Genomic DNA, 24368 nt, shown 5'->3' on the forward strand with positions numbered 1-24368 from the left:
TTTTGTCAATGCGTAACTCCTAGATTTATTTACCCGTCAATTATGGCAACCGTCAAGGTGGTTAGAACGTCAATTGATGAAACTGGTTTCACAACAGGGTTTTACTCCTGACTTCTGCTATAGTTCTTGACAAACTACTGGTTTCATGCTTTTCTAATCTCGTATTAGTGAAAAATGTAGGATTTAATACTGTTTATGTCTGAACGGATTCTAAGTATTAGACGATACAATTTTCACTTCTAGCGTAAAAATACTACCTATTCCCACCTGACTTTCAATTTTCAGATGCGCTTGATGTTTTTGGGCGATCGCCATAGCAATAGCTAACCCCAACCCTGTACCTCCAGTTTTACGAGAGCGGTCGCCATCAACACGGTAAAAGCGGTCAAAAATTCGTTTTTGATCATCAAGCGCAATCCCAATTCCTGTATCTTTTACCGCAATAACAGCAGTGTAATCACTCTTGACTAAGCTAACAGTTACATATCCACATTTGGGCGTATATTGAATAGCATTGTCAATCAAGTTTGACACTAAACGGTAAAGTTGCGATTCGTTACCTAGAGCATAAACCTCATAAGTGGGAAGTTGGCTTTTTAAGTTAATATCAGCAGCCGTGGCCAGTTCTAAAAATTCTTCGGTCAAATCGCTCACCAAATCATTTAAGCAACAGGGCTGAAAAGGTTTTGCACCTGAATTTTGCTCCAGACTGGTTAACAAGAGCAAATCAGCGATTAAATGGCTCAATCGTCGTCCTTGTCGCTCAACAGTATGAAGCATTATTTGTATATCTTGTTGATTGGATTGCGGTATGCGGAGGATAGCTTCCACAGTTGCCAACAGGCTGGCCAAGGGCGATCGCAATTCGTGGGCAGCATTGGCAGTAAACTGTTGTTGTTGCTGATAAGACTGGTAAATTGGCTGCATTGCTAATCCTGAAAGCCACCAACTGGAAGTAGCAACCAAACTCAGAGCAATTGGCAACCCCATCGTCATAATCCATTGAATCCGCCTGATTTCCCCATCAAAATGTTCTAAAGTGCGACCAATTTGCAAATACCCCCAAGATGAATCAGCATTGGCACTATGCAAAATTGTGGTGAATTGGTGATAACGAATGCCCTTAGCCGTGCGAAAAGTTTGCCATGAACTGCGGTTGAGAGTTGGCGGTAGAGATAGGGGTTGATTGGGTGAAAAAGCCAGAAGTTTCCCTTGATGATTGAACAGACGAATATAATATGTAGTGCGATCGCTGATGCCGATGGTGTGCCGTTGAATCAGCGTTGGAGTAGCCTTACAAGGTTGTCCACTCAAACAAAGATCAGGAAAAATTTGTTGCAGTACAGCAGTCGGTTCTTCAGAAGGTGGCAACAGTGGTTCAACACTATCGTGTAAAGTTCCAGCAATTGATTCAATTTCGCGCTCCATTGCTGCCCAGTTTGTTTGTACCATTGCCCGATACATCCCCAAACCAGAAACACTCAAAATCACACCCATAACTCCCGCATACCAGAGGGCTAACCGTAGACGACTGCGGCGAAAAAGAGAATAGCTATTCATGTTGAGAATTAAAACGATAGCCAGCACCGGGAACAGTTTCAATTGGGCAGGGACAGCCATGATTTGCTAACTTGCGACGTAGTAGACGCATTTGCGCTGCAACTACATTACTAATCGGCTCTTCATCCATATCCCAAAGTTGATGGCGCAATTTACTACCAGGAATGATGCGATTGGGGTTCTGCATCAAATACATGAGCAACTGAAATTCTTTGGTAGTTAAGGGAATAAGTAAGGGTGTAGATCCATCGGAATTTACTCGAAAGACATTATTTGCTGTATCCAGAGTAAAACCTGCAACAGTCAGGGTGGATGGTTGTAGTTGAGGCGATCGCCTGTGAAGCGCCCGCAACCGTGCCAGCAATTCTTCCATCACAAAGGGTTTGACTAAATAATCATCCGCCCCCGCATCCAACCCTGTCACGCGATTTTCCGGCTGCCCCAAAGCAGTTAGCATCAGCACTGGTAAGGGATTTTGGTGTAGTCTGAGCTTCTGACATAACTGTAATCCCGACATTTCCGGCAGTAGCCAATCAACAATAGCAACTGTGTAGTCTGTCCACTGGCTTTCCAGGCACAGCCATGCTTCAGTGCCATCTGTCACCCAATCCACCACATATCTTTCGCTAATCAGAACTTGCTTAATTGCCAGCCCCAAATCTGCTTCATCTTCCACCAGTAAAATTCGCATCGCTCCAGGGAAATCAACCACGAAGCTCTGATCTTACAAAAACATTTGCCATTTCACCTGGATTTCATCTAACCTTTGGCAAACTATGGAGAACTTTTGTTTAACCCGTATTGTGAGGAGTGATTATGAAACCTTTTATGCTAATGAGTTCCATTCTGGCAGCCAGTTTAACTATTAGTGCGCCCACAGTTGTATTTGCTCACGTTGGACATGGTGATGAATTTCAAGCAAAGGGCGGCATTAATCGCGTGAAAGTCAATGCTCAAACCGATCAACTGTTAGGTATTGTTGTTACACCGATCGCCTCCTCTGCCAAATCTGGATCTGCTGTGATGATTCCGGTGACGGCATTGGTTGATGCTGATGGCAAGCAGCTAGTCTTTGTGCAGTATAAGAATTTTTATGAGCCAGTAGAAGTCACCACCGGCGCGACCAAAGGCGAACTAATCGCTATTACCAAAGGATTGTCAGTTGGGGAAAAGCTCGTTACCCAAGGTAGTTTATCGCTCTATGCTGAATCGCGTAAAACCCAAACCGCCGATACAGCGCCCAGTCCAGCCGCGATCGCTACTCCTAAAACTGATACAGCCCATGCTCAGGCAGATGCTAAAGGAGTACCTCATAGCCATGATGCCAGCGGTAATCTCGTTTCACAGGCTGGTGAAACAACTCAGCAATCGGGTGGATTGCCGATGGGTATTGTAGCAGGAGTCGGTGGTGGAGTGGTGGTGTTAGTGGGAGCGATCGCTGTTGTTGTAGGTATGGGCAAAAAGAAAAGTGACTTGTCGGAATAAGACACAACTTACAAATAAAAAAATACTCAATCACCTAACTCTCAAAACCTCATAACTCTGTGTCTCTGTGGTTCGTTTATTTAGATAATTTATTTCTTGGAAGTTCCTAAGACAGGACTTATGCAAAATAAAGAACGAACCGCAGAGGACGCAGAGGACACAGAGAAATAGGAGTTTCGGAGATTTATTGCGTAAGTCCTATAAGAAGGAAGATTTTTAATTGAAATGTTGAACTCTATTCTGAATCAGATTCTCAAAACCTCAATTGTCCAGCGTTGGTTCATAGTTATCTGTGCGATTTTAGTGACGGTTTGGGGAGTGTTCACTGTCACTCAGATGCCACTGGATGTGTTTCCCGAATTTGCGCCCCCCCAAGTGGATATTCACACTGAAGCGACTGGACTAGCTCCAGAGGAAGTGGAATCACAAATTACTGTGCCGATTGAAAGCTCGGTGAATGGTTTGCCGGGGGTGACTACGGTGCGTTCTTCCTCTAAAGTCGGACTGTCAATGGTGCAGGTGGTATTTGACCAGGAAGCGGACATTTATAAAGCTCGGCAATCGGTGACAGAACGACTCCAGCAGGTGACAAATCAGTTACCTGAAGGGGTGCATCCACCGGAAATTTCACCGTTAGCATCGCCCTTGGGTACGATTTTACAGTATGCCTTTACTGTGAATGGACAAGGACAGACTTCGCTGATGGATTTGCGTCGTCTTGTTGATAGCACCCTGAGCAATCAAATTTTGTCTGTGCCGGGAGTCACCCAAGTTACCGTTTACGGTGGGGATGAACGACAGGAACAAGTATTAGTTGATCCAGCAAAATTGCGATCGCTCAATGTTTCCCTGACTGAAGTTACCAATGCTGCTAAGGGTGCAAATTCTAACGCCCCTGGTGGATTCCTCATTGGTGGTGGTCAAGAACTGTTGGTACGCGGTATTGGGCAGGTAAAATCAATTGCAGACTTGCAACAATCTGTGGTGAAGGTGCAAGATGGGAAACCGATTTTGCTCAAAGACGTAGCGGAAGTAAAAACGGGTGCAGCACTGAAGCGGGGGGACGCTAGTTTTAATGGTCAGTCGGCTGTGGTGATGATGATTAACAAACAGCCTGATGTTGATACTCCCACCGTAACAAAAGCGGTAGAAGCGATGCTGCAATCGTTGCAGGACACATTTCCCTCTGATGTGCAAGTGGCGCGAACATTCCGACAATCTAACTTTATTGATACTGCCATTGCCAATGTCAGCAGTTCCCTGATTCAAGGCATCATCATCGTGTCGGTGATTATGCTGTTATTTCTGATGAATTGGCGTACCGCCGTCATTACTCTGAGTGCAATTCCTCTGTCACTGTTAATTGGCTTAATGTTCATGAAAGCTTTTGGCTTGGGCATTAACACTATGACCTTGGGCGGTTTAGTTGTAGCTATTGGCTCAGTTGTTGATGACTCAATCGTGGACATGGAGAACTGCTATCGCGGATTGCGAACCAATCAGGCACAGGGCAACCCCAAGCATCCCTTCGAGGTGGTTTATGACACCTCTGTACAGGTGCGGTTAGCCGTGATTTTTTCCACGGTGATCATTGTGGTCGTGTTTGCACCAATTTTTAGTTTGACGGGTGTTGAGGGTAATATTTTTGCACCGATGGGTTTTGCGTATTTGCTTTCAATCTGTGCGTCTACTTTGGTGGCTATGACCCTTTCACCTGCCTTGTGTGCCATTCTCCTGGCAAACCAAACCCTACCGCAAGAAGGTACATTCATTTCCCTTTGGGCAGAACGGTTATATCGTCCATTGTTAAATCTGTCGCTGCGATCGCCCCAAATCATTCTGGGTGTAGCACTTGCCGCCTTGGTTGCTGCTTTGGCGATCGTTCCCTCCCTGGGACGGGTGTTTCTGCCCGAATTTCAGGAGAAATCATTGGTCAATTCAATGGTTTTATTTCCGGGTGTTTCCCTGGATATGACCAATCGGGCAGGGATAGCACTGTCTACTGCGCTTAAAGATAATCCTTTGTATGAGTGGGTGCAGGTACGGGCAGGACGCGCTCCAGGAGATGCAGATGGGGCGGGAGTGAGTATGGCTCATGTGGATGTAGAATTGAGCGATCGCGCCCTCGAAGACCGGGAAGCCAGTATTAAACAATTGCGGCAAGAGTTCAATAAACTGCCTGGTGTGGCATCTAACATTGGTGGTTTTATTTCTCACCGTATGGATGAAGTGTTATCGGGGGTGAGAAGTGCGATCGCTGTGAAAATCTTTGGCCCAGATTTAACAGAACTGCGAAAGATTGGCGAACAAGTGCGAGATGTGATTCAGCCCATCCCTGGGGTTGTAGACTTGCAGCTTGAACCCCAACTACCCATTCGTCAGGTACAAATCCATTATGATCGCACTGCTGCGGCTACATATAGCTTGACTATGGAGCAGTTGTCAAATGTGGTGGAAACTGCCTTGAATGGTCGTGTAGTGTCGCAAGTGGCAGAAAATCAGCAGTTAATTGATATTTCTATCTCCTTGACGGAAAAAGCCCGCAATAGCCTAGATGCCATTCGCGCCATTCCCATCACTACCCCAACTGGGCAAACTATCCAATTGGGTGCGGTTGCTAAAGTAGAATACGGTATGGGAGCAAATGTTGTTAATCGGGAAGATGTCTCACGGCTGATAGTTGTTTCGGCAAATGTGGCCGAGCGTGATTTGGGCAGTGTCGTCGGCGATATTCAATCCCAAATTCAACAGAAAATCAAACTCCCTAATGGCTACTTTATCCAGTACGGTGGACAGTTTGAGTCAGAACAGCGTGCTACTAATAATCTCCTGGTATTTAGTATTTTGGCAGCGATCGCCATTGCTGTGTTAATGTTCTTCTCTGTTAAATCCCTCTCCGCAACAATCACCATCATGATCAATCTGCCTTTGGCTTTGGTGGGTGGTATTATCTCCATTGCTTTGAGTGGCGGTGTGATGTCGATCGCTTCTTTGATTGGATTTATTACCCTATTTGGTGTTGCTGTCCGCAATGGTTTGTTGTTGGTAGATAACTATAACAATAAGTTTGCTCAGGGAATGCCTCTCAAAGATGTGATTATCAACGGTTCTCTAGAACGAGTTAATGCTATTCTGATGACCGCACTTACTTCTGCACTGGGGATGCTGCCTTTGGCGATCGCTAGTGGGGCTGGAAATGAAATTCTACAACCCTTGGCAATTGTCGTTTTGGGCGGTTTATTTACCTCTACAGCTTTGACTTTATTGGTTATTCCGGCTCTTTACGCTAAGTTTGGCAAACAGTTGATGCCTCAACACAAACCTGGTTTGATTAACCAATCCTGGTCAAAACCAAAACGGGAAGAGAACAATCTCTATTAAGGAATATGAATTAAATAAAGTGCAAAAGTAGGGTGTGTTAGCGACAGCGTAACGCACCATTCCAGGTTAAATCAGAATTGCAGGTTATTAAATTTGCGTTCCTAACTCAAGTTGCTAGTTATCTAGTTGAGGTTGATCATTGGTAAGTAATTTTTTGTTTTAATCCAACACGGTTCAGTTGAGCCTGAAATTCTTTTTTAAACGAACCACAGAGGCACAGAGGACACAGAGAAATGAGAAGAACAAATTTTTGACTGAACTGTATTGTGTTTTAATCCTGTAAATCCTTTAATCCTGGACATCCTGTATCCCTTACGGGAGGCGTTAGCCATATCAGACATTTTCCCTAACTAGCAACTTACGTTATTAGACATCTCCATCAACTAAAACCCCTGTAGAGACGTTCCATGGAACGTCTCTACAATCTTTACCGATGCAGATGAATTGCTCCCAAGCCTATACTGCCTTCCTTTTGACTTTTGACTTCCGCCCTGCGGCACTATTCCTCTAAATCTGGTTCAGAATCATCGTCATGATCATAGGGAATATCATCAAGGTCAATGATTTCAGAAATTTCTTCTACTTGACTGACATGGTGAGATTCTAGGGATTCACGGGGAATTAACCTACCAGTCGCTTTCAGCCACTCCAGGAGAATAAATTCATTGCTGGTGCGAATTACAGTCGCTCGTTGGTTGCGGGGCTGTTCATGTAACGGACCTTTAAGCATAGGAAATTTGTTTTGAATTAGAGGAAAAATTTAGATGGACTCATACACTGGTGATCAGAACTTGCTATAGTCTGAACAACGATTTGTTTAAGTTGATGTTTTTGGGGTACATTATCTAAGTTTAATTGATCTTGACAAAAAAATACTGGTTTTTATACAGTTTCCAATTGATCTGGTAATAAGCGCGGTGTGAGATCATAGAAACAAATATTCAACAGTAGTTAACAAAGTCTGAAGACAATGGAACAAAATCGCAAATCAACAGTTATAGTTACAGGCGCATCTTCGGGTGTTGGGTTACAAGCAGCAAAAGCTCTGGCTCAAAAGTGGCAATATCATGTGGTTATGGCCTGTCGGGATTTAGAGAAGGCACAAAAAGCTGCTGAAAGTGTGGGAATGCCTCAGAACAGTTACACACTGATGCAGATTGACTTGGGTTCTCTAGAAAGTGTGAGGCAGTTTGTCAACAATTTTAGGGCTACGGGTAGGTCTTTGGAAGCTCTGGTGTGCAATGCGGCCATTTATATGCCATTAATTAAAGAGCCGTTACGATCGCCTGAAGGATATGAGTTAAGTGTGGCTACTAATCACCTCGGCCATTTCCTTTTGTGTAATTTGATGCTGGAAGATTTAAAGAAATCTCCATCGAGCGATCGCAGGTTGGTAATTCTCGGAACTGTCACTCACAACCCCGATGAGTTGGGTGGAAAAATTCCCCCTCGTCCAGATTTGGGCGATTTAAAAGGTTTCGCTGAAGGATTTAAAGATCCGATTACGATGATTGATGGTAAGCAGTTTGAACCTGTTAAGGCTTACAAAGACAGCAAGGTGTGTAATGTCTTAACAATGCGCGAATTACACCAACGTTATCACGAATCCACTGGCATCACTTTCAGTTCTCTCTATCCTGGATGTGTGGCGACAACGGCATTATTTAGAAACCACTATCCCCTATTCCAGAAAATTTTCCCACTTTTCCAAAAGTATATCACTGGTGGGTTTGTGACAGAGGAGTTATCTGGTGAGCGTGTAGCCGCAGTCGTAGCTGATCCTGAATACAAGCAATCTGGTATTTATTGGAGTTGGGGAAATCGTCAGAAAAAAGATGGTAAATCTTTTGTACAGAGGGTTTCTCCCCAAGCACGGGATAATGAAAACGGCAAGCGGATGTGGGATTTGAGCGAAAAATTAGTTGGATTAGCTTAATTTAATGATCGGGCTTGGCTAGTCCAAGCCGATACAGGTAATGGGTAATGGGTAATGGGTAATGGGTAATGGGTAATGGGTGATGGGTGATGGGTGATGGGTGATGGGTGATGGGTGATGGGTGATGGGTGATGGGTGATGGGTGATGGGTGATAGGGAACAGAAAAATCAGTTGTGTAATTATAGCAACCGGCAAGGTGGTTAGGACATCAATTGTTAGCGCAGCTTGACGTAAGCCATTGATGAAACTCTTTTCACAACAGGGTTTTACTCCTGACTCCTGACTCCTGACTCCTGACTCCTGACTCCTGACTCCTGACTCCTGACTCCTGCTATAATTCTGTCTCATTACTTACCAGTTCCCCATCTCCACTATTGACAAATTTCCGTTAAGGTGCTAGTAAAATTTGGGTAGGAAATAGCGGCGGCTTCTGCACGGTGAATAGTAGTAATACCACTAGCATTCAAAGCTGCGATCGCTAAACTCATGGCAATGCGATGATCTGTATAACTATCTACATCAGTACCGACCAAGGGAGTACCGCCAGTAATTTCCATCCCATCGGGTAATTCGGTGACATTTGCCCCCATTTGATTGAGTTGTTGCACCATCACCGTAATGCGATCGCTCTCTTTTACTCTCAACTCCGCCGCATCTCGAATAATCGTCTTTCCTTGGGCAAAAATCGCCGCCACAGCTAAAATTGGCACTTCATCAATTAATCTAGGAATAATATCCCCAGCAATGGTGCAGCTTTTTAACTGGCTAGAACGTACCCGCAAATCAGCAACCGGTTCACCAGCCACTTCTCGCTCATTTTCCCGTTGAATATCTGCCCCCATCATCTCCAGGGCTTCTAAAATACCAGTACGGGTGGGATTGACACCGACATTTTCAATCACCAAATCCGAACCAGGAACGATCGCCCCAGCGACTAACCAAAAAGCGGCTGAACTGATATCCCCCGGTACAATCACCGTTTGACCGTAAAGTTGTGCTGGTCCACTCACCGTTACACTGTGGGTTTCTGGGTCAACAGTCAATTTCGCCCCAAAAGCCCTTAACATTCGTTCGCTGTGATCCCGTGACAAAGCCGGTTCGGTGACGGTGGTTTCTCCTTGGGTATTTAAACCAGCTAGGAGGATGCAGGATTTAACTTGAGCCGAAGCGATGGGGGAATGATAGTGAATCCCTTGCAGGGCTTGTCCTTGAATCGCTAGGGGTGCCAGAGTATTGTCTTTGCGTCCCCAAATATTCGCCCCCATTTGTAACAAGGGTTTGACAACACGGGACATGGGACGCGATCGCAGAGAATCATCTCCCGTCACCGTGAAAAACCGTCCTGGGTGAGAGGCCAAAAGCCCCATCATCAACCTAATTGTTGTTCCCGAATTACCAGCATTCAATACATCCAATGGTTCTAGGAAATTACCCAAACCAATCCCTTTAACCCGGACAAATTCCGTACTTAATTCCGAAATTTCCGCACCCAAGGCTTGAAAACAACTGGCTGTACTGCGGGGGTCTTCTCCTAACAGCAGTCCTTGAATTTGAGTTTCACCTTGAGCGATCGCACCCAACATCAAAGCCCGATGAGAAATGGATTTATCTCCAGGAACCCGGATACGACCCTGTAGAGATAGACCAGAGGGAGGCCGCTGAATAATTAACTGATGAGAAATGTGATCTTGTGTTTCTACTTTTATAACTGAAGCCGACATTAGGGTACACTGGCTTTGAAATACAATAATAAAGTTATCAGCAACTTTTTTGGCTGCCACTGAGAACTTATACTCTAGAATCCTATCGCTTTTTGTGGTATTAAATTTAATTAACTTTGCCTAAATTAAGTTTAATTTTAATTTTAAACGAACCACAGAGGCACAGAGTACACAGAGAAATAAAAAGAACAAATTTTTAACTCAACTGTATTGTGTTTTAATCCTGTAAGTCCTTTAATCCTGGACATCCTGATATGGCTACGCCACGCTACGCTATCAGACATTTTACCTGTTCTCGTCCTGATCAGGACTTACGCAACTGGCATATTAGTAGAATGCCCCAAATATGGAAAATCTGTTTCTTATCACCAAATTACCAAGTTTTACCCATCTTACTTAATTTAACTACCAACTTACGTTAGATTAACAAATCGAGAAATTAAGTTAATATTAATGCTTAAACTTAAATTCTGGATTTTATAGTTTTCATTCCTTTCAATTTAATAGCTTCTAACTCTTATTGCTCCCATGCTCACCCATCACCGAAAACCCGTGTGCTTATCGCTGATTTCCACTGATCTACCAGTTTGGTCTGTAGTGGAAACTGCTGGTACATTGTATCAAAAAGATACGAATAGATTTCATTTACTGTTGACAGCCCCGCCTTTAATTAGCTCTAAAGTAGCTAGTTCTATCACTCCAGAAAATACACCTTCACCAAATAAGAAAAATCCTGCTGATCCTAGCAGTCCGAGAATTTTGTGGTTGGAAATTTCTCCTTCCCGAATTATTATGACAATGCAAGGAAATGGACAGGTAAGTTATCGACATTTTTGGGAAAAAGGCGTTTATGGAGTGAGTCGTTATTGGTTGCCAACGGAATCTTTACAACCTCATGAACCAATTCGCTTCCGCAACTTTACTAATAATTTAATCCTTGATGGAAAACCTTTACCGGAGCATTTACGGTTAGAATATGAATTGTGGTCAGGGAAATTACAACTTGGTCGTTATATTCTCAATTTAGAAATTCAGCATTGATTAGACATCGACCGAATTTAAATAAGCGTTAGACAATTTTAGATTTGACAAAAAAGGGAGCAGGGAACAGATAAGAAACTTTAGTTCAGCGAAAAAACCAGTGTCATTATTTCAACCTCCTGTTTAAAAACATGAGTTTTTTCTTTTCCCTGTTACCTCTGAAATTTATCCTGACTCCTGACTCCTGACTCCTGACTCCTTCTTCTTATTCTTCCAATACTGCTAATACAGTTTTTGGTAATAACTTTTCTTTAAACCACACAATTTTGGCAGGAACATCATCTAATTTAACTCCTGCCTTTTCTAAATTCAACCTTTCAGAAATTGCCAAAATTAAATTATCACAATTTGCTCGACGTACCTGATAAAATTTCTTTTGTAGATATTCAGGTCGCCAATAACCGACAATTTCTAATAAATAACTGCGACCATCAGGATGTACTAAACGAAAATCGGGGATCATCACACTACCAGGAATGGGAATTAAATCAACTTCTCGTTCTAAAATCCAACCACTTTTCAACCCATCCCATTTATCAGCAAAAGAAGCTTCCAACATACTATCATAAGGTTTTCCTTTGGGATAGTGAGAGACTAAACCACATTCAGAATTGAGAGTAAAACGGCCAGTTTTCCAAGTATTTGTGTAGGTATCCCGTGTTTGTAAAATCGCAGCCATACTCCATTTAGTCACATGAAGTAAAGCCGGAACTAACTTAGCGATCGCTAACCCATAACGTGTACTAGAATGAAACAAACTCGTCGGACCATCAATGCTAATAGTGAAACCATGATCAGCATCACCTTCAATATAAGCCATTAATTGAAACAACTTCAAATAACGGAATAACAACTTATATTCACCGGGTACATTGCGATGAGCATTTATCACCAACTGACTAGCTTTATAAAAAACACCTTGCACCTGAGACAAATTATATCTATGTAATAAATCTTCCGGTAATGGTGCATCAAACACCATCAAAATTTTATTTTCCGTCAAATCAGCATACAGTCCATCACGGACATGAATCGGTAAAACCTCCCGTTCCAACTCCTGAGTTAATTGATCAGCAACCTTACTCAAAGTAACATCTGTAGATTCCCGACAAGAAACAGATTTTGCAGCCAAAGAAAACACCCGTTCTCTTAACATTATCGGTTCTAAAGGACTAACAACCTCAAAAGTACAAAAACTACTTTTAAGAATATAAGCCAAACCCCGCTTCATCCGATAATCTGTAGCATCACCTTCAAAATCCGTCAATTGACGTTCAAGAACACCTTGAGTTTTCCCCACCGCATCCCGAAAAAAAGTAATTAACTCCCTAGCCAAACCCAAATGTTTCTCATCAAGTTTCAGTCTCTTGGGAATAATCTCCTCCCCATTTTGACGATGAATCAGTAACTCCGTTGGTAACATCTGATTTTTCCGTTGAATAATTAATATTTAACTGTTCAGCAGCCTTCGCACTTCTTTGATTTCCACCACCATAAACAACTTTTAAATTGCCTTTCTTGTTCTCTTTCTTTTCTTCCTGTCTTCTCGGTTCATTAATCTTCTCCCCCCTCCTCCTCACCGAAGTTCCTTCCTCACTCGTATCTTCAGCAATCACCTCATATAAAATAGCCCGTTTATTTTCAGTATTCCCCTTCCGCAGAACCCGACCCAAACGTTGAATATATTCCCTTGTTGAACCAGAACCCGATAGAATAATTGCAATCGAAGCAGCCGGCACATCAACCCCTTCATTTAAAACATTAGAAGCAACCAGAGTATTGTATTCACCAGATTTAAACTTAGTTAATATTTCATGGCGTTCTTTCACAGGAGTTTGATGAGTAATAGAAGGAATTAACATTTCCTGAGAAATGCGATAAACAGTAGCATTATCAGCAGTAAAAATCAAAATTCTCGCCGGAAAATGTTGAGCTAACAAATCAGTTAAAAGCCGTAACTTACCATCAGTACCCAAAGCGATCGCCTTAGCTTCCCGGTGTGCTAACATCGCCTTGCGTCCAGATTGCGATCGCGCACTCATTTGTACAAAAGTTTGCCAACCATTGAGACTTCCCAAAGAAATCCGAGATTGCTTCAAAAAATCATTGCGGACTTGAATTAACTGATTGTATCTTTCCCTTTCAACTTGGGATAACTTCACCTTAACTTGGACAATTTCGTGTTCTGCTAAAGCCTTCCCAGCCAAATCTTCAGCCCGTTTGCGGTAAACTTCTTGACCAACAAGAAAATTTAAATCAGCGTGCTTACCATCAGTACGTTCCGGTGTAGCCGAAAGACCTAAGCGATAGGGAGCGATCGCATATTCAGCAATCACTCGATTAAAATCTGTAGGTAAATGATGACATTCATCAAAAATTAACAAAGCGTATTTATTACCCAAACTTTCCGCGTGAATCGCTGCACTGTCATAGGTAGCCACCAAAATCGGAGTTTGATCCCGTGAACCACCTCCCAACAACCCCACCTCCGCATCAGGAAAGGCAGCCACCAAATGGGCATACCACTGGTGCATCAAATCCAAAGTTGGCACCACAATCAACGTCGTGCGCGGTGTCGCTTGCATCGCCATTTGTGCCAAATACGTCTTTCCAGCCGCCGTAGGTAGCACAACAACTCCCCGCCTACCCGCCAACTTCCAGGCAGCTAGAGCTTCATTCTGGTGGGGGTAGGGAGTCATTTCCACACTAGCAACCAACTCTAGCGGGTGAAATTGCCTTGCCTCATCAATAAAATCAGTTTCCGACTCCTGTAGTGCTTCCACCAAAGCCCGGTATTGAATAGCCGGAATACGGAACTTTTCCACTCGATCATCCCAAGTAGCATGATCTATCCAAACTTTGCTTTTAGGTGGTGGATGCAAAATTAATGTGCCACGATCAAAAATTAAATAGGGGGTGCGACCCATGTAGGCTGTCTCCTAGCAAGTCCACATTTACTACTCATAGCGCAAAAAGAGCATGATTACTCAGATTAATACTGCCCGAACCCAACTAGAAGCACTCCTAAACCCCGAATTATGGGAGCAAAATGAATCTTATCAAGACCAGACAAAGCGTTTTTTAATTAAACGTTTACAATTGCAGTCTAAGATTATGCTCATTGCTGGTGTCACGCTGACTGCTTTTTTTATCTGGGTAAATCAGGAAACAGTACACAAAATCTATGCTTTTAAAGTCGGATTTTTAGTCGAATCTTTTATTCTCGCTTGTTGGTATTCGTGCAGAACATCTATAGGGAGTCGTTACCCACATTTAATTTTTTTGTGTTTATCCTGGTGTTCTACTTGTGTGATTCAAATAGATACAGCTTTATTATTTAATTATGTAGAACCACTCACAAATATCTGGAATTTGACTTTTCTTACCCAAGCAACAATAGTTCCAGTTCTATGGAGAATGCACTTAATTTCACAACTGGGAACAATAGTTTGTTATGTGGGATTATATATATTTTTTGATCCTCAATTAGGCTATCCATTAGCCCACTATGTTGAAAAAGGTTTATATCTATTTTGGACTGGTTTAGTTTGTGTACTTTCTGTTTATTTATACGAAAAGCTGAGAAAGAAAGAATTTCAAGCTACTCAGGAATTAGAAATAGCTAAACAACAGTCAGAAAAGTTACTGTTGAATATCTTACCTGAAGTAATAGCCGAAAAATTAAAACAACACCCCTCCACTATTGCTGATAGTTTCCAAGCTGTGACTGTTTTATTTGCAGATATTGTGGGATTTACAGAACTTTCCACTCGTACATCTCCACCCCAGTTAGTCGAATTATTAAATCAAATCTTTTGCCTATTTGATGAATTAGCAGAACGTCATGGTGTAGAAAAGATTAAAACCATTGGTGATGCTTATATGGCCGTTGCAGGTTTACCAAATCAACGTGGAGATCATGCCATATCTATAGCAAATATGGCGTTGGATATGCAAAAAGCCCTAGCTGAATTTAATCAAAAAAATAACCTTTCTTTTAGGATTCGTATTGGGGTTAGTACAGGTCCAGTAGTAGCTGGGGTGATTGGATTAAAGAAATTTGCTTATGATTTGTGGGGTGATACTGTAAACACTGCCAGTAGAATGGAATCTCATGGAATAGCAGGAAATACACAGGTTTGTGAAGCAAGTTATCAGCTTTTAAAAGATAGCTATATTTTAGAGAAACGCGGATTAATTAAAATTAAAGGCAAAGGAGAAATGGTAACTTACTTACTTCAAGGAGTCAAAAGTTAAAAACATTTATAATTTACGCAAGATTAACGTATTTTCGTCATTGCGAGGCTTCCTATCCCGTAGGTAAATCCTGACATTAAATCAGGTAAGTTGGGAAATCATGGACTTAGACCTCCATTTTTATTTTTGAACTACTTCTAAAGAAAGAACACTACCAGCTTTTAATTTTCTAGACTGGATTAGTAAAGTTAGATTTTTAACATTCTGAAAAAATGACGACCGATGATAGAGAAAATAATATTCATCAACCAATTAAACCAGATTGGCATAGTAAAGAAGAACCAACAGTTAAAGAAAAAAAATTAACAGCCAATCCAGGGGATCGAATTTCTGACGAAACACAATCAATAGAAGAAAAAGCTCAACAAATTGCTTTAGACGTACCGGATATTACAGGCGATCGCATTACAGTCCCAACTTACTTTATTATCGAATATCCTGATGGTACAAAAAAAGCACTGCACCATGTCAAAGATGCAGAAAAAATTTCTGATGTCATCCGTCAAGCCCGAATGGATGAAAACGGAAATAGGATTTGGTGGTAACTAAGGTTTATTGTACAATTGAAAACATTTTGTAGGGTGCGTCAGACAGAATAATTTAGACTAAAATCGCTAATTTTAAGTTTCTGACGCACCTTATTTGAGCTAATTAGTAACTTACGTTAAGTTCTATTATACAATTGAAAACAGCTATAATAGAGATGCGTCATTTTTGTATCTCTAATTTTTTATGTAAAAGGGTGAAACATAATGGTCAATATTGCAACTACCGAAGAATTAACCAATTTGAGTACACCAGAACTTAAAAATCAGATTTTAGAACTTGTCAAAGGTCGTGATGTAGAATCTATCAAAGCTAAATGTGATTTTTATAAAAATCAATTAGCACCTTATGTTTCAGAATTGAGCCGACGGAATCCTTTTCCTTTAGTTAGTGAACAACTATCAATTGTTCTGGGTTTTTGGAAATCAGTTTGGTCTACTATACCCTTTCAAGACATCTTACCAGGAAGGATAAATGACCAATCTTACCAAATCTTTCATGATGATGGTTATTATGCTAATATAGCTCGATTCGCACCAGGATATCAGTCTAAGTTTTGGCGAATATTTACATCCATATTGCCAGCTTATGATTTAATGGTGTTACAAAAATATGGGATTAAAGATGAACAATGGTTTATTCAAAATGTGGGGATCTTTCAAGGGTTGAATAAAAGAGGAAAGCCTCTCACGGTTGAAGAAGCAGATGATTGGTTTACTAAAATAGTTACAACTAAATTTCAAGGAGACACAACAACAATAGATTTACGTGAAGAAGTTAAATTAGATAAGATGGATTCCAGTACGGTGAAAAAATTTGAAAAGGCTTATTTAGCTATTCCTCAATTGGAACATCTTTATATAGATGATGATTTTCGGTTAATCAAAAGTCAGCGAGAAGCAAAACAGCGACCAAGTTATACAATTGCTGTTCGTGATCATTAAGTCAATACTAGGAGTTAAGGTGCGTCAGGATCTTGAAATTAGTAATTTTAGTCTAAATTATTCTGTCTGACGCACCCTACAGACTACAAAATATCTGAAAATTAATAACTAGCAACTTGAGTTATTACATGAGTATTATGGATTTGATCTCTTGTAGGGTGCGTCAGACCCGATAATTGAGTATCTAACAGATTTTCTCTATCTGACGCACCGCACTAATATGGGACTCCAAAAGCCTGAAACTAGGCAATTTTGTTCATACATATCATCTGCTGACTCCTGACTCCTGTTATATAATCACCAAAGTGAGATAAATTAGTTCAAAATAGAGATGTAACCTGTTGTTTCTCTTACCTTGAATCAAGCTAACTCAGTGCGAAATTTGCAAGAAACACATTTAAACCGCGCCCGTGCTAGTCTTAGACAGACGCAATCTTGGTATAGCTATCTCCGCAAATCAGGACAGCTATCATTAAATTCAGAATTGGCGGGTTTGGTAAAACCAGAATTAGAAATTTTATCTGCGACCCTCAAGAAACTAGACTCTAATGTGGTGAGAATCGCTGCTTTTGGTTTAGTGAGTCGGGGAAAATCGGCGGTATTAAATGCGTTGTTGGGAGACAAAATTCTGCAAACAGGACCCCTCAATGGTGTGACTCAATGGCCTCGGTCTGTGCGCTGGAAACCAGGGGATAAGGTGTTGGTAGAATTAATTGATACACCTGGATTAGATGAAATTGAGGGGGAAGTGCGATCGCAAATGGCGCAAGATGTAGCGCGTCAAGCCGATTTAATTCTTTTTGTCGTCTCTGGGGACATTACCAGAACAGAATACAAGTCCTTGCTGGAGTTACGTCAAGCGCAAAAACCCTTAATTTTAGTATTTAATAAAATTGACTTGTATCCAGAAACAGACAAAAGGGCTATTTATAATAATTTACAGCGATTAGGCGCGGGAAACCCCACAGCTAAACCGTTATTACCCGATGAAATTGTGATGGTAGCAGCAGAACCAGCACCAATGGAAGTGAGGGTAGAATGGCCAGATGGGAGTGTGAGTTATGAATGGGAAACACCAGCACCCCTGGTAGACGAACTCAAGCAAACAATTTTAAAAATTTTAAATCGAGAAGGGCGATCGCTGTTGGCGTTAAATGCTTTAATACAAGCACGGGAAGCAGAAATAGCGATCGCGATGAAAACCATCGACATCCGACAAAAAGAAGCAGAAGATATTATTTGGCGATTTAGCAAATATAAAGCCTTAGCCATTGGGTTAAATCCCATCGCTTTTTTTGATGTTTTTGGTGGTGTGATTGCAGACTTAGCCTTAATTCGCTCCCTGGCTAGATTATACGGCTTACCTATGACCAGCTACCAAGCCAGCAAAATTCTCAAAACCATTTTATTGAGTTCCGGTGGTTTGTTATTAACAGAAATCGGTAGTAGTTTGATGTTAGGTTTAGGTAAAAGTGCGGCGGTTTTAACCAGTGGTGATCATCCTTTGAATATTGCTGAATATACCACAAGTGCGATCGCTCAAGCCGGAATTGCTGGTTATGGTGCTTACGCAGTCGGAAAAGCCGCACAGGTATATTTAGAAAAAGGCTGTACTTGGGGACAATTAGGCGCTAACACCGTCATTCAAGAAATTTTATCTCAAGTTGATCAAAATACAATTTTGTATCGTTTACGGACAGAATTAGGCATTAATTCAGAGGAGATTCACCTATAACTATTGTCTATCTAAATTTTCGTGATCAACAGGATTATGATTAATAATTTCAGTCATAGTCGAACCTCTACAAAATAAGATCGTTGTTGGACAACCCGAACCCTATTTACAATATGATAATATATTTTTGGCCGCAGCTTATATAAATTTATGAATATACGCATTGGTAATGGTTATGATATTCATCGCTTAGTGAGCGATCGCCCTCTCATTTTAGGCGGTATTCCCAATGGAGTATCTGGCTTTTATGTATGGGATCAAAATTGGAATCTGAATGGTAATCGTGCTATTAAGTGGCATTTTATAGCCAATAATGAATCTGGAACAAGCGATGCAGATAATTATTATCTAATTCGGGTATGACCATGAAAATATTTTAACTTTTGGCTATTAGGTAACTATTTTTAGGTTTCTTGTTACCACAAATAAATATTGTACATCAGCGATATCGCTCTTTTTAAGTACACGTGGCTAGAGAGCGATCGCTTTTCTGTATAAACTTGATATTCATCTTTTAACCCTACCAGGCATCGCCTATTATTTCTCCTTCCTGCAACTGCAAGATAACGGGTTCAATATCATCACAATTTTTTTTGATTTCCTGGAATTATTTTTATTGTATCATGCTATAATCGGATTAAAATTATATTCAAGTTCATTATTATGTCTTCCATAGAAATTACACAGGCAATTAACCAAATATCAGAATTATTTCACTTAGCACTAAATGGAGAAGAAATTATTATTACCGAAAACCAGCAACCTTTATTAAAATTAACAGCACTGAAATCTACATCTAAACGTCCTCCTTTATTTGGTACAGATAAAGATATCATTTTTATTGCTGATAATTTTGATGCCCCATTAGAAGAATTTGAAGATTAACCATGCAAGTTTTATTAGATACTCATACACTTTTGTGGTTTTTTTCAGGCAATGAAAATATTAGTATAATTGCTAGGGAATTAATTGAAGATACCAATAATCTCAAATATATAAGTCTTGCGAGTGTTTGGGAGATGGCAATTAAACAAAGTAAAGGTAGGCTAAATTTATCTGTACCTATAGATGATTATATTCAGCAAAAAATCCAATTGAATGATTTTAAAATCTTAGATATTCAATTGAGTCATTTACAAACAGTTTCCAACTTGCCTTTTCATCACAATGACCCCTTTGATAGATTATTAATAGCACAAGCTATGGTCAAAAATATCCCTATTGTTAGTCGAGACTCTATGTTTGATTCATATAAAGTTAATCTTATAAGGATTTAATATTTCTAATTTTCACCTCAATATAATTATTGTTTCTATTACTAAGATAAAACATATCTATTATTTTAGATCACTCTCTAGCGTCTAGCTACGACAACTTAAAAAGAGCGATATCGCTTTCTTGTATCTCTGGAAAATCCAGATTTTAGCTAAGAAATTAACCAATTCTCTAACTGTAAATCTTTAACTCTAGTTAAATCAGAATCGTGAGAAACTAAAACTAAATTATGAATAATAGCAGTAGCAGCTATCAAAATATCTGCATCCTGAATAATTTTACCTCTGTTTGTTAAATCAGCATGAATTTCAGATGCTTTTTCAAAAATTCTCAGATCATCTAAGAACAAAATAGGATAATCTTCACAAAATTGTTGAAGCCAAGCTAGTTTTTTAGTTGCATTGATTCTTAAAAGTCCTCTTTTAACTTCATAGTAAGTTATGCCACTAATTACAATATCTATTTTTAACCTACTTATCTCTTCTAATTTTAAGTTTATTTTGACATTCTGTCTTAGCGAGGCTGAAACAATATTAGTATCTAATAAATAACCCATTTAACCACCACGTTTTACAGATTCATCAAAAATTTTCATTTCTTCTGGAGTCAAATCATTTAGCATCCCTGAAACTAAATGTAAAGATAAAATTCTTTTAATCCGTTTCATTAATTCTTCTTGAGAGATGCTATTAACATCAGGGACAACAACAGGATTAAAATTACGATCAATTACTTCAATCATTTCCTGTCTATCTAAATTTTCTTGATAAAGAGGATTATTGTTAATTAACGTCTTGACAAGTTCGGGTAATTTCTGATAATTAGATTGATGGTTAATAATTTGAGTCATACTTAAACCTCTTCAAAATAATATCGTTTTGGGACAACCTGAACTTTATTATAACAACTACAATATCCCTACAACAATATGATAATATTTTTCTGTCCGCAGTTTATATAAATTTATGAATATACGCATTGGTAATGGTTATGACATTCATCGCTTGGTGAGCGATCGCTCTCTCATTTTAGGCGGTATTCACATTCCCCATGAATTGGGTTTATTGGGACACAGTGACGCTGATGTTCTCACTCACGCTATCATGGACGCAATGTTGGGAGCATTATCTTTGGGGGATATTGGTCATTATTTCCCCCCTACCGATCCTCAATGGGCTGGGGCTGATAGTTTAGTATTATTAACTCAAGTCCACCAACTAATTCGTCAACAAGGCTGGAAAATCGGCAACATTGATTCAGTTGTAGTGGCAGAACGTCCCAAGTTAAAACCCCATATTGCGAAAATGCGGGATAGGTTAGCGACGGTTTTAGAATTAGAACCAAACCAAATTGGTGTTAAAGCCACCACCAACGAAAAACTAGGCCCCACTGGCAGAGAAGAAGGCATTTGTGCTTATGCTGTAGTTTTGTTGTTAGCGGCTGATTAATTGATTAATAGGAGAATGGGAAAATGTTTAGTTTAGATAAACCCGAAGAATTAATCAAAATGAAACTTGTTTCCAGCATAAAAAAAGATCAATTTGATTCACAAAAGGAAATAGATAAATTATTTTTTCTCTCCTATCCAGATATTATTGTATTGGATAAAAATCAGCAAATTGCATTATTAGTTGATGTTCAAGCTAGAAAAACAGAAATCAAAGAAGAATCTTTGTCGCCTTTAACCAAGTTATATTTACAAAATACCGACGAAAGAGATATTCGCTTTGCAATGTTAGCAAATTTCAAAAAAATCAATATCTTTAAATCGAATACTGGTGGATTTTTAGAACCTATTGTTTCTTTGTCATCTTCTGATATTCTTAGCCATTATGATCCAGAATTTAATGATAGAACAATATTGTATTTATATTTTAGAACACTTATAGAGGCTTGGCTAAGAGATTTAGCTTATCATTGGAAATCAGAAACACCTCCAGGATCTAAAGAATTATTAAAAATTGGTTTATTAGAAAAAATAGAAGATGGAGATACTTATTCACAAAATGAATAAGAATTGAATAAAATCTAATTATTAGGTAAATCCAGGTGATAATACTTTACATAGAAACTAATTTTTTAATGGCTATTGCCAAAGGACAAGATTCACAAGCGGAAAATTTAATATCTAATCCGCCTAATTCAATTCGTATACTAATACCAAATATTTGTTACATTGAAGCTATATCAGTCTTTAAAATAGAAAAACAGGCAAGACGCTCTTTTGCAGAAGAAATAAATAAAAAAATTAATGAAGCAAGACGCGATTTAACTTCTAGTCATGCTCAGTCTTTCTGTCGGTATTCGGAACAAGCAATTATTGAAAATCAGTCATTACTTAATGATATTGAGCTTCGTCTTGCTAATGCTATTGATCGAGGAAATGCTAAAACAAGAAGTATATATTTAGAAAATGATATACTCCAAGATAATTGTAGATCAATACTAACACAACCAGAAACATTACTAATTAGAAATGATATTATGGACAACTTGATATTACAGTGTATCCTAATTCACGCTAGTTCACGTCCTGAAACAGAAAAGGTATTTATTAGCAACAATACCAAGGATTTTGGTAAACCTGAAGTTAGAGAAGCTTTACGCAATGCTGGAATTAGATATTTTACTATGACACAAAACTTTCTAGAGTGGTTTAATTCTCGTTTATCAAGCTAAATTAATTAATTGTTGAAATTTATGTCATTTACTAACAAGCTACTCAATTACATAAAGCAATTTTGGTTATTAACAATCATCCTTCTATACACAGCAACTTCAATTACTGCTTGTAACCCAAATAACCTCAAAACTGGTGCAGCCCAAGTACCCCAATTAGTAACTAGCATTCTCAGTGATCCAAAAACCTTTAACTATGCCCTTAGTTCAGAATCACCAAATATTTTTGGTCTGACATTTGAAGGATTAGTTAATCAAAATCCGATCACAGGTAAAATTGAACCTAATTTAGCAGAATCCTGGGAAGTTTCTGATGATAAATTAAAAATTATTTTCACTTTGCGAGATAATTTGAAATGGTCTGATGGTCAACCATTGACAGTAGAAGATGTTGTGTTTACCTACAATGATATTTATTTAAATGAAGCAATACCCACAGATGTAAGAGACGTTTTAAGAATTGGTAAAAATCGTAAATTACCTAGTGTGAAAAAACTAGATGAGCGTCGGGTTGAATTTAGTGTACCAGAAGCTTTTAGACCTTTTTTACAAAATGCTGGTGCCGCTATTTTACCCGCCCATATTCTCACAGAATCGGTAAAAACAAAAAACCAAGATGGAAAACCAAAGTTTTTAACTAAGTGGGGTGTCGATACTCCACCTGAGCAAATTGTTGTCAATGGTCCTTACAAATTAGAACGTTATGATACTAGCCAACGGGTAATTTTTCGGCGTAATCCATATTACTGGCGTAAAGATGCTCAAGGTAATTCCCAACCTTATATTGACAGGATAATTTGGCAAATTGTCGAATCAACAGATACGGCTTTACTGCAATTTAGGTCTGGTGGATTAGATACTGTGGCAGTTTCTCCAGATTATTTTTCTTTGCTAAAAGTCCAAGAAAAACAAGGTAATTTTACTATATACAATGGTGGACCTGCTGCTGGTACAAGTTTTCTAGTTTTCAATTTAAATCAAGGTAAAAGAGACGGAAAACCACTGGTAAACCCAATTAAATCACGTTGGTTTAATAATGTAGAATTTCGTCAAGCTTTAGCCTATGCTGTTGATAGACAAACCATGATTAATAATACTTTCCGTGGTTTAGGTCAACCGCAAGATTCACCAATTTCTGTTCAAAGTCCTTATTATCTTTCTTCAGAAAAAGGACTGAAAGTATATAATTATAATCCAGAAAAAGCCAAGCAAATATTAATGAAAGCTGGGTTTAAATACAATAGCCAAAATCAGCTAGAAGATTCATTAGGAAACCGTGTTAGGTTTACATTGCTGACAAATGCTGGTAATAAAATCCGTGAAGCAATGGGTTCACAAATTAAGCAAGATTTGAGTAAAATCGGTATTCAAGTTGATTTCACTCCTTTAGCATGGAATACTTTTACAGATAAGCTTTCTAACACTTTAGATTGGGACGTTTCTCTGCTAGGTTTAACGGGTGGATTAGAACCAAATGATGGGGCTAATGTTTGGTCTCCTGAAGGTGGATTACATTTGTTTAATCAAAATGCTCAACCAGGACAAAAACCCATAGAAGGTTGGACAGTTGCACCTTGGGAAGCAAAAATAGGTGAACTTTATGTGCAAGCAGCACAAGAATTTGATGAAGCTAAAGTTAAAGAAATTTATGCTGAAACTCAACAAATAACCCAGGAGAATTTACCATTTATTTATTTAGTTAATCCCTATTCTCTAACAGCAGTGAGAAATCGTTTTGAGGGGATTGAATATTCTGCTCTCGGTGGCGCTTTCTGGAATATTCATGAAATTAAGGTAATAAAATAAA

The 24368-nt window shown here is 39.5% G+C and carries 24 protein-coding genes and 1 pseudogene; 16 read left to right on the forward strand and 9 right to left on the reverse strand.

What is annotated here, in order from left to right; all coding sequences use genetic code 11:
• Positions 1 to 210: 210 nt before the first annotated feature.
• On the reverse strand, positions 211 to 1620 hold the full coding sequence (gene rppB / locus VB711_RS08005; RefSeq protein WP_323285328.1) for a two-component system sensor histidine kinase RppB: 1410 nt from the start codon (positions 1618 to 1620) through the stop codon (positions 211 to 213).
• Positions 1553 to 2251 carry a two-component system response regulator RppA gene (gene rppA, locus VB711_RS08010; RefSeq protein WP_323285329.1) on the reverse strand — a complete coding sequence of 233 codons (699 nt, stop codon included), beginning with the start codon at positions 2249 to 2251 and terminating at the stop codon, positions 1553 to 1555. The genes rppB and rppA overlap by 68 nt, the downstream gene beginning before the upstream one ends.
• A gap of 125 nt (positions 2252 to 2376) precedes the next feature.
• On the opposite strand from rppA, the gene VB711_RS08015 reads away from it, so the two are divergent.
• Entirely contained in the window at positions 2377 to 3045 is a 669-nt protein-coding gene (locus VB711_RS08015) for a cobalt transporter (RefSeq protein WP_323285330.1), read from the forward strand.
• A 225-nt stretch (positions 3046 to 3270) separates the two neighbouring features.
• Positions 3271 to 6426: an efflux RND transporter permease subunit gene (locus VB711_RS08020; RefSeq protein WP_323285331.1), complete on the forward strand. Its 3156-nt coding sequence runs from the start codon at positions 3271 to 3273 to the stop codon at positions 6424 to 6426.
• 499 nt (positions 6427 to 6925) lie between these two features.
• Here the strand turns inward: VB711_RS08020 and VB711_RS08025 are convergent, their stop codons facing one another.
• Positions 6926 to 7156, reverse strand: a complete 231-nt coding sequence (locus VB711_RS08025) for a DUF3134 family protein (protein WP_323285332.1) — start codon at positions 7154 to 7156, stop codon at positions 6926 to 6928.
• Positions 7157 to 7396: 240 nt separating this feature from the next.
• Here VB711_RS08025 and VB711_RS08030 point away from each other — a divergent pair, with 240 nt between their 5' ends.
• Complete coding sequence (locus VB711_RS08030; protein ID WP_323285334.1) at positions 7397 to 8362, forward strand: protochlorophyllide reductase; 966 nt, start codon at positions 7397 to 7399, stop codon at positions 8360 to 8362.
• A 1-nt stretch (position 8363) separates the two neighbouring features.
• On the opposite strand, the gene VB711_RS08035 is transcribed toward VB711_RS08030, so the two are convergent.
• Positions 8364 to 8711: a hypothetical protein gene (locus VB711_RS08035; protein ID WP_323285335.1), complete on the reverse strand. Its 348-nt coding sequence runs from the start codon at positions 8709 to 8711 to the stop codon at positions 8364 to 8366.
• A 23-nt stretch (positions 8712 to 8734) separates the two neighbouring features.
• On the reverse strand, positions 8735 to 10084 hold the full coding sequence (aroA, locus tag VB711_RS08040) for a 3-phosphoshikimate 1-carboxyvinyltransferase (RefSeq protein WP_323285388.1): 1350 nt from the start codon (positions 10082 to 10084) through the stop codon (positions 8735 to 8737).
• Positions 10085 to 10338: 254 nt separating this feature from the next.
• Here aroA and VB711_RS08045 point away from each other — a divergent pair, with 254 nt between their 5' ends.
• Together VB711_RS08045 and VB711_RS08050 are read left to right on the forward strand one after the other, a co-directional pair.
• On the forward strand, positions 10339 to 10506 hold the full coding sequence (locus VB711_RS08045; RefSeq protein ID WP_323285336.1) for a hypothetical protein: 168 nt from the start codon (positions 10339 to 10341) through the stop codon (positions 10504 to 10506).
• A gap of 106 nt (positions 10507 to 10612) precedes the next feature.
• Positions 10613 to 11125 carry a hypothetical protein gene (locus VB711_RS08050; protein WP_323285337.1) on the forward strand — a complete coding sequence of 171 codons (513 nt, stop codon included), beginning with the start codon at positions 10613 to 10615 and terminating at the stop codon, positions 11123 to 11125.
• Between the two features lie 205 nt (positions 11126 to 11330).
• On the opposite strand, the gene VB711_RS08055 is transcribed toward VB711_RS08050, so the two are convergent.
• Positions 11331 to 12548 (reverse strand): DUF790 family protein, encoded by a 1218-nt coding sequence (locus tag VB711_RS08055; protein ID WP_323285339.1) that lies wholly within the window; start codon positions 12546 to 12548, stop codon positions 11331 to 11333.
• Positions 12478 to 14052, reverse strand: coding sequence for a DEAD/DEAH box helicase (locus VB711_RS08060; protein ID WP_323285341.1), 1575 nt, complete (start codon positions 14050 to 14052; stop codon positions 12478 to 12480). Before VB711_RS08060 ends, VB711_RS08055 begins: the two co-directional genes overlap by 71 nt.
• A gap of 52 nt (positions 14053 to 14104) precedes the next feature.
• On the opposite strand from VB711_RS08060, the gene VB711_RS08065 reads away from it, so the two are divergent.
• The 7 genes and pseudogenes from VB711_RS08065 (at position 14105) to VB711_RS08095 (ending at position 19884) form a co-directional block, all read left to right on the forward strand.
• Complete coding sequence (locus VB711_RS08065) at positions 14105 to 15382, forward strand: adenylate cyclase (protein WP_323285343.1); 1278 nt, start codon at positions 14105 to 14107, stop codon at positions 15380 to 15382.
• Between the two features lie 212 nt (positions 15383 to 15594).
• Positions 15595 to 15927, forward strand: coding sequence for a hypothetical protein (locus VB711_RS08070; RefSeq protein ID WP_323285344.1), 333 nt, complete (start codon positions 15595 to 15597; stop codon positions 15925 to 15927).
• A 207-nt stretch (positions 15928 to 16134) separates the two neighbouring features.
• A complete protein-coding gene (locus VB711_RS08075; RefSeq protein ID WP_323285345.1) occupies positions 16135 to 16872 on the forward strand; it encodes a hypothetical protein in 738 nt (245 codons plus the stop codon).
• 373 nt (positions 16873 to 17245) lie between these two features.
• Positions 17246 to 18607 (forward strand): GTP-binding protein, encoded by a 1362-nt coding sequence (locus VB711_RS08080; RefSeq protein ID WP_323285389.1) that lies wholly within the window; start codon positions 17246 to 17248, stop codon positions 18605 to 18607.
• 150 nt (positions 18608 to 18757) lie between these two features.
• A pseudogene (locus VB711_RS08085) lies at positions 18758 to 18832 on the forward strand (2-C-methyl-D-erythritol 2,4-cyclodiphosphate synthase); the annotation flags it as partial.
• A 438-nt stretch (positions 18833 to 19270) separates the two neighbouring features.
• Positions 19271 to 19492: a type II toxin-antitoxin system prevent-host-death family antitoxin gene (locus VB711_RS08090; RefSeq protein ID WP_323285347.1), complete on the forward strand. Its 222-nt coding sequence runs from the start codon at positions 19271 to 19273 to the stop codon at positions 19490 to 19492.
• A 2-nt stretch (positions 19493 to 19494) separates the two neighbouring features.
• Positions 19495 to 19884, forward strand: coding sequence for a type II toxin-antitoxin system VapC family toxin (locus VB711_RS08095; protein WP_323285348.1), 390 nt, complete (start codon positions 19495 to 19497; stop codon positions 19882 to 19884).
• 149 nt (positions 19885 to 20033) lie between these two features.
• Here the strand turns inward: VB711_RS08095 and VB711_RS08100 are convergent, their stop codons facing one another.
• Together VB711_RS08100 and VB711_RS08105 are read right to left on the reverse strand one after the other, a co-directional pair.
• On the reverse strand, positions 20034 to 20438 hold the full coding sequence (locus VB711_RS08100; RefSeq protein ID WP_323285349.1) for a PIN domain-containing protein: 405 nt from the start codon (positions 20436 to 20438) through the stop codon (positions 20034 to 20036).
• A complete protein-coding gene (locus tag VB711_RS08105) occupies positions 20439 to 20732 on the reverse strand; it encodes a hypothetical protein (RefSeq protein WP_323285350.1) in 294 nt (97 codons plus the stop codon).
• A gap of 115 nt (positions 20733 to 20847) precedes the next feature.
• Here VB711_RS08105 and ispF point away from each other — a divergent pair, with 115 nt between their 5' ends.
• From ispF to VB711_RS08125, 4 genes are read left to right on the forward strand one after another with little or no spacing between them, the layout of a single operon-like run.
• Positions 20848 to 21330 carry a 2-C-methyl-D-erythritol 2,4-cyclodiphosphate synthase gene (gene ispF / locus VB711_RS08110; protein WP_323285351.1) on the forward strand — a complete coding sequence of 161 codons (483 nt, stop codon included), beginning with the start codon at positions 20848 to 20850 and terminating at the stop codon, positions 21328 to 21330.
• A gap of 23 nt (positions 21331 to 21353) precedes the next feature.
• Positions 21354 to 21896: a hypothetical protein gene (locus VB711_RS08115; protein WP_323285352.1), complete on the forward strand. Its 543-nt coding sequence runs from the start codon at positions 21354 to 21356 to the stop codon at positions 21894 to 21896.
• A 35-nt stretch (positions 21897 to 21931) separates the two neighbouring features.
• The gene (locus VB711_RS08120; RefSeq protein WP_323285353.1) at positions 21932 to 22561 is read left to right on the forward strand and encodes a PIN domain-containing protein; all 630 of its coding nucleotides are present in this window, start codon (positions 21932 to 21934) and stop codon (positions 22559 to 22561) included.
• Positions 22562 to 22582: 21 nt separating this feature from the next.
• Positions 22583 to 24367, forward strand: coding sequence for an ABC transporter substrate-binding protein (locus VB711_RS08125; RefSeq protein WP_323285354.1), 1785 nt, complete (start codon positions 22583 to 22585; stop codon positions 24365 to 24367).
• Position 24368 lies beyond the last annotated feature (1 nt).

It is taken from the genome of Cronbergia sp. UHCC 0137, from assembly GCF_034932285.1.
GTDB lineage: Bacteria > Cyanobacteriota > Cyanobacteriia > Cyanobacteriales > Nostocaceae > Cronbergia.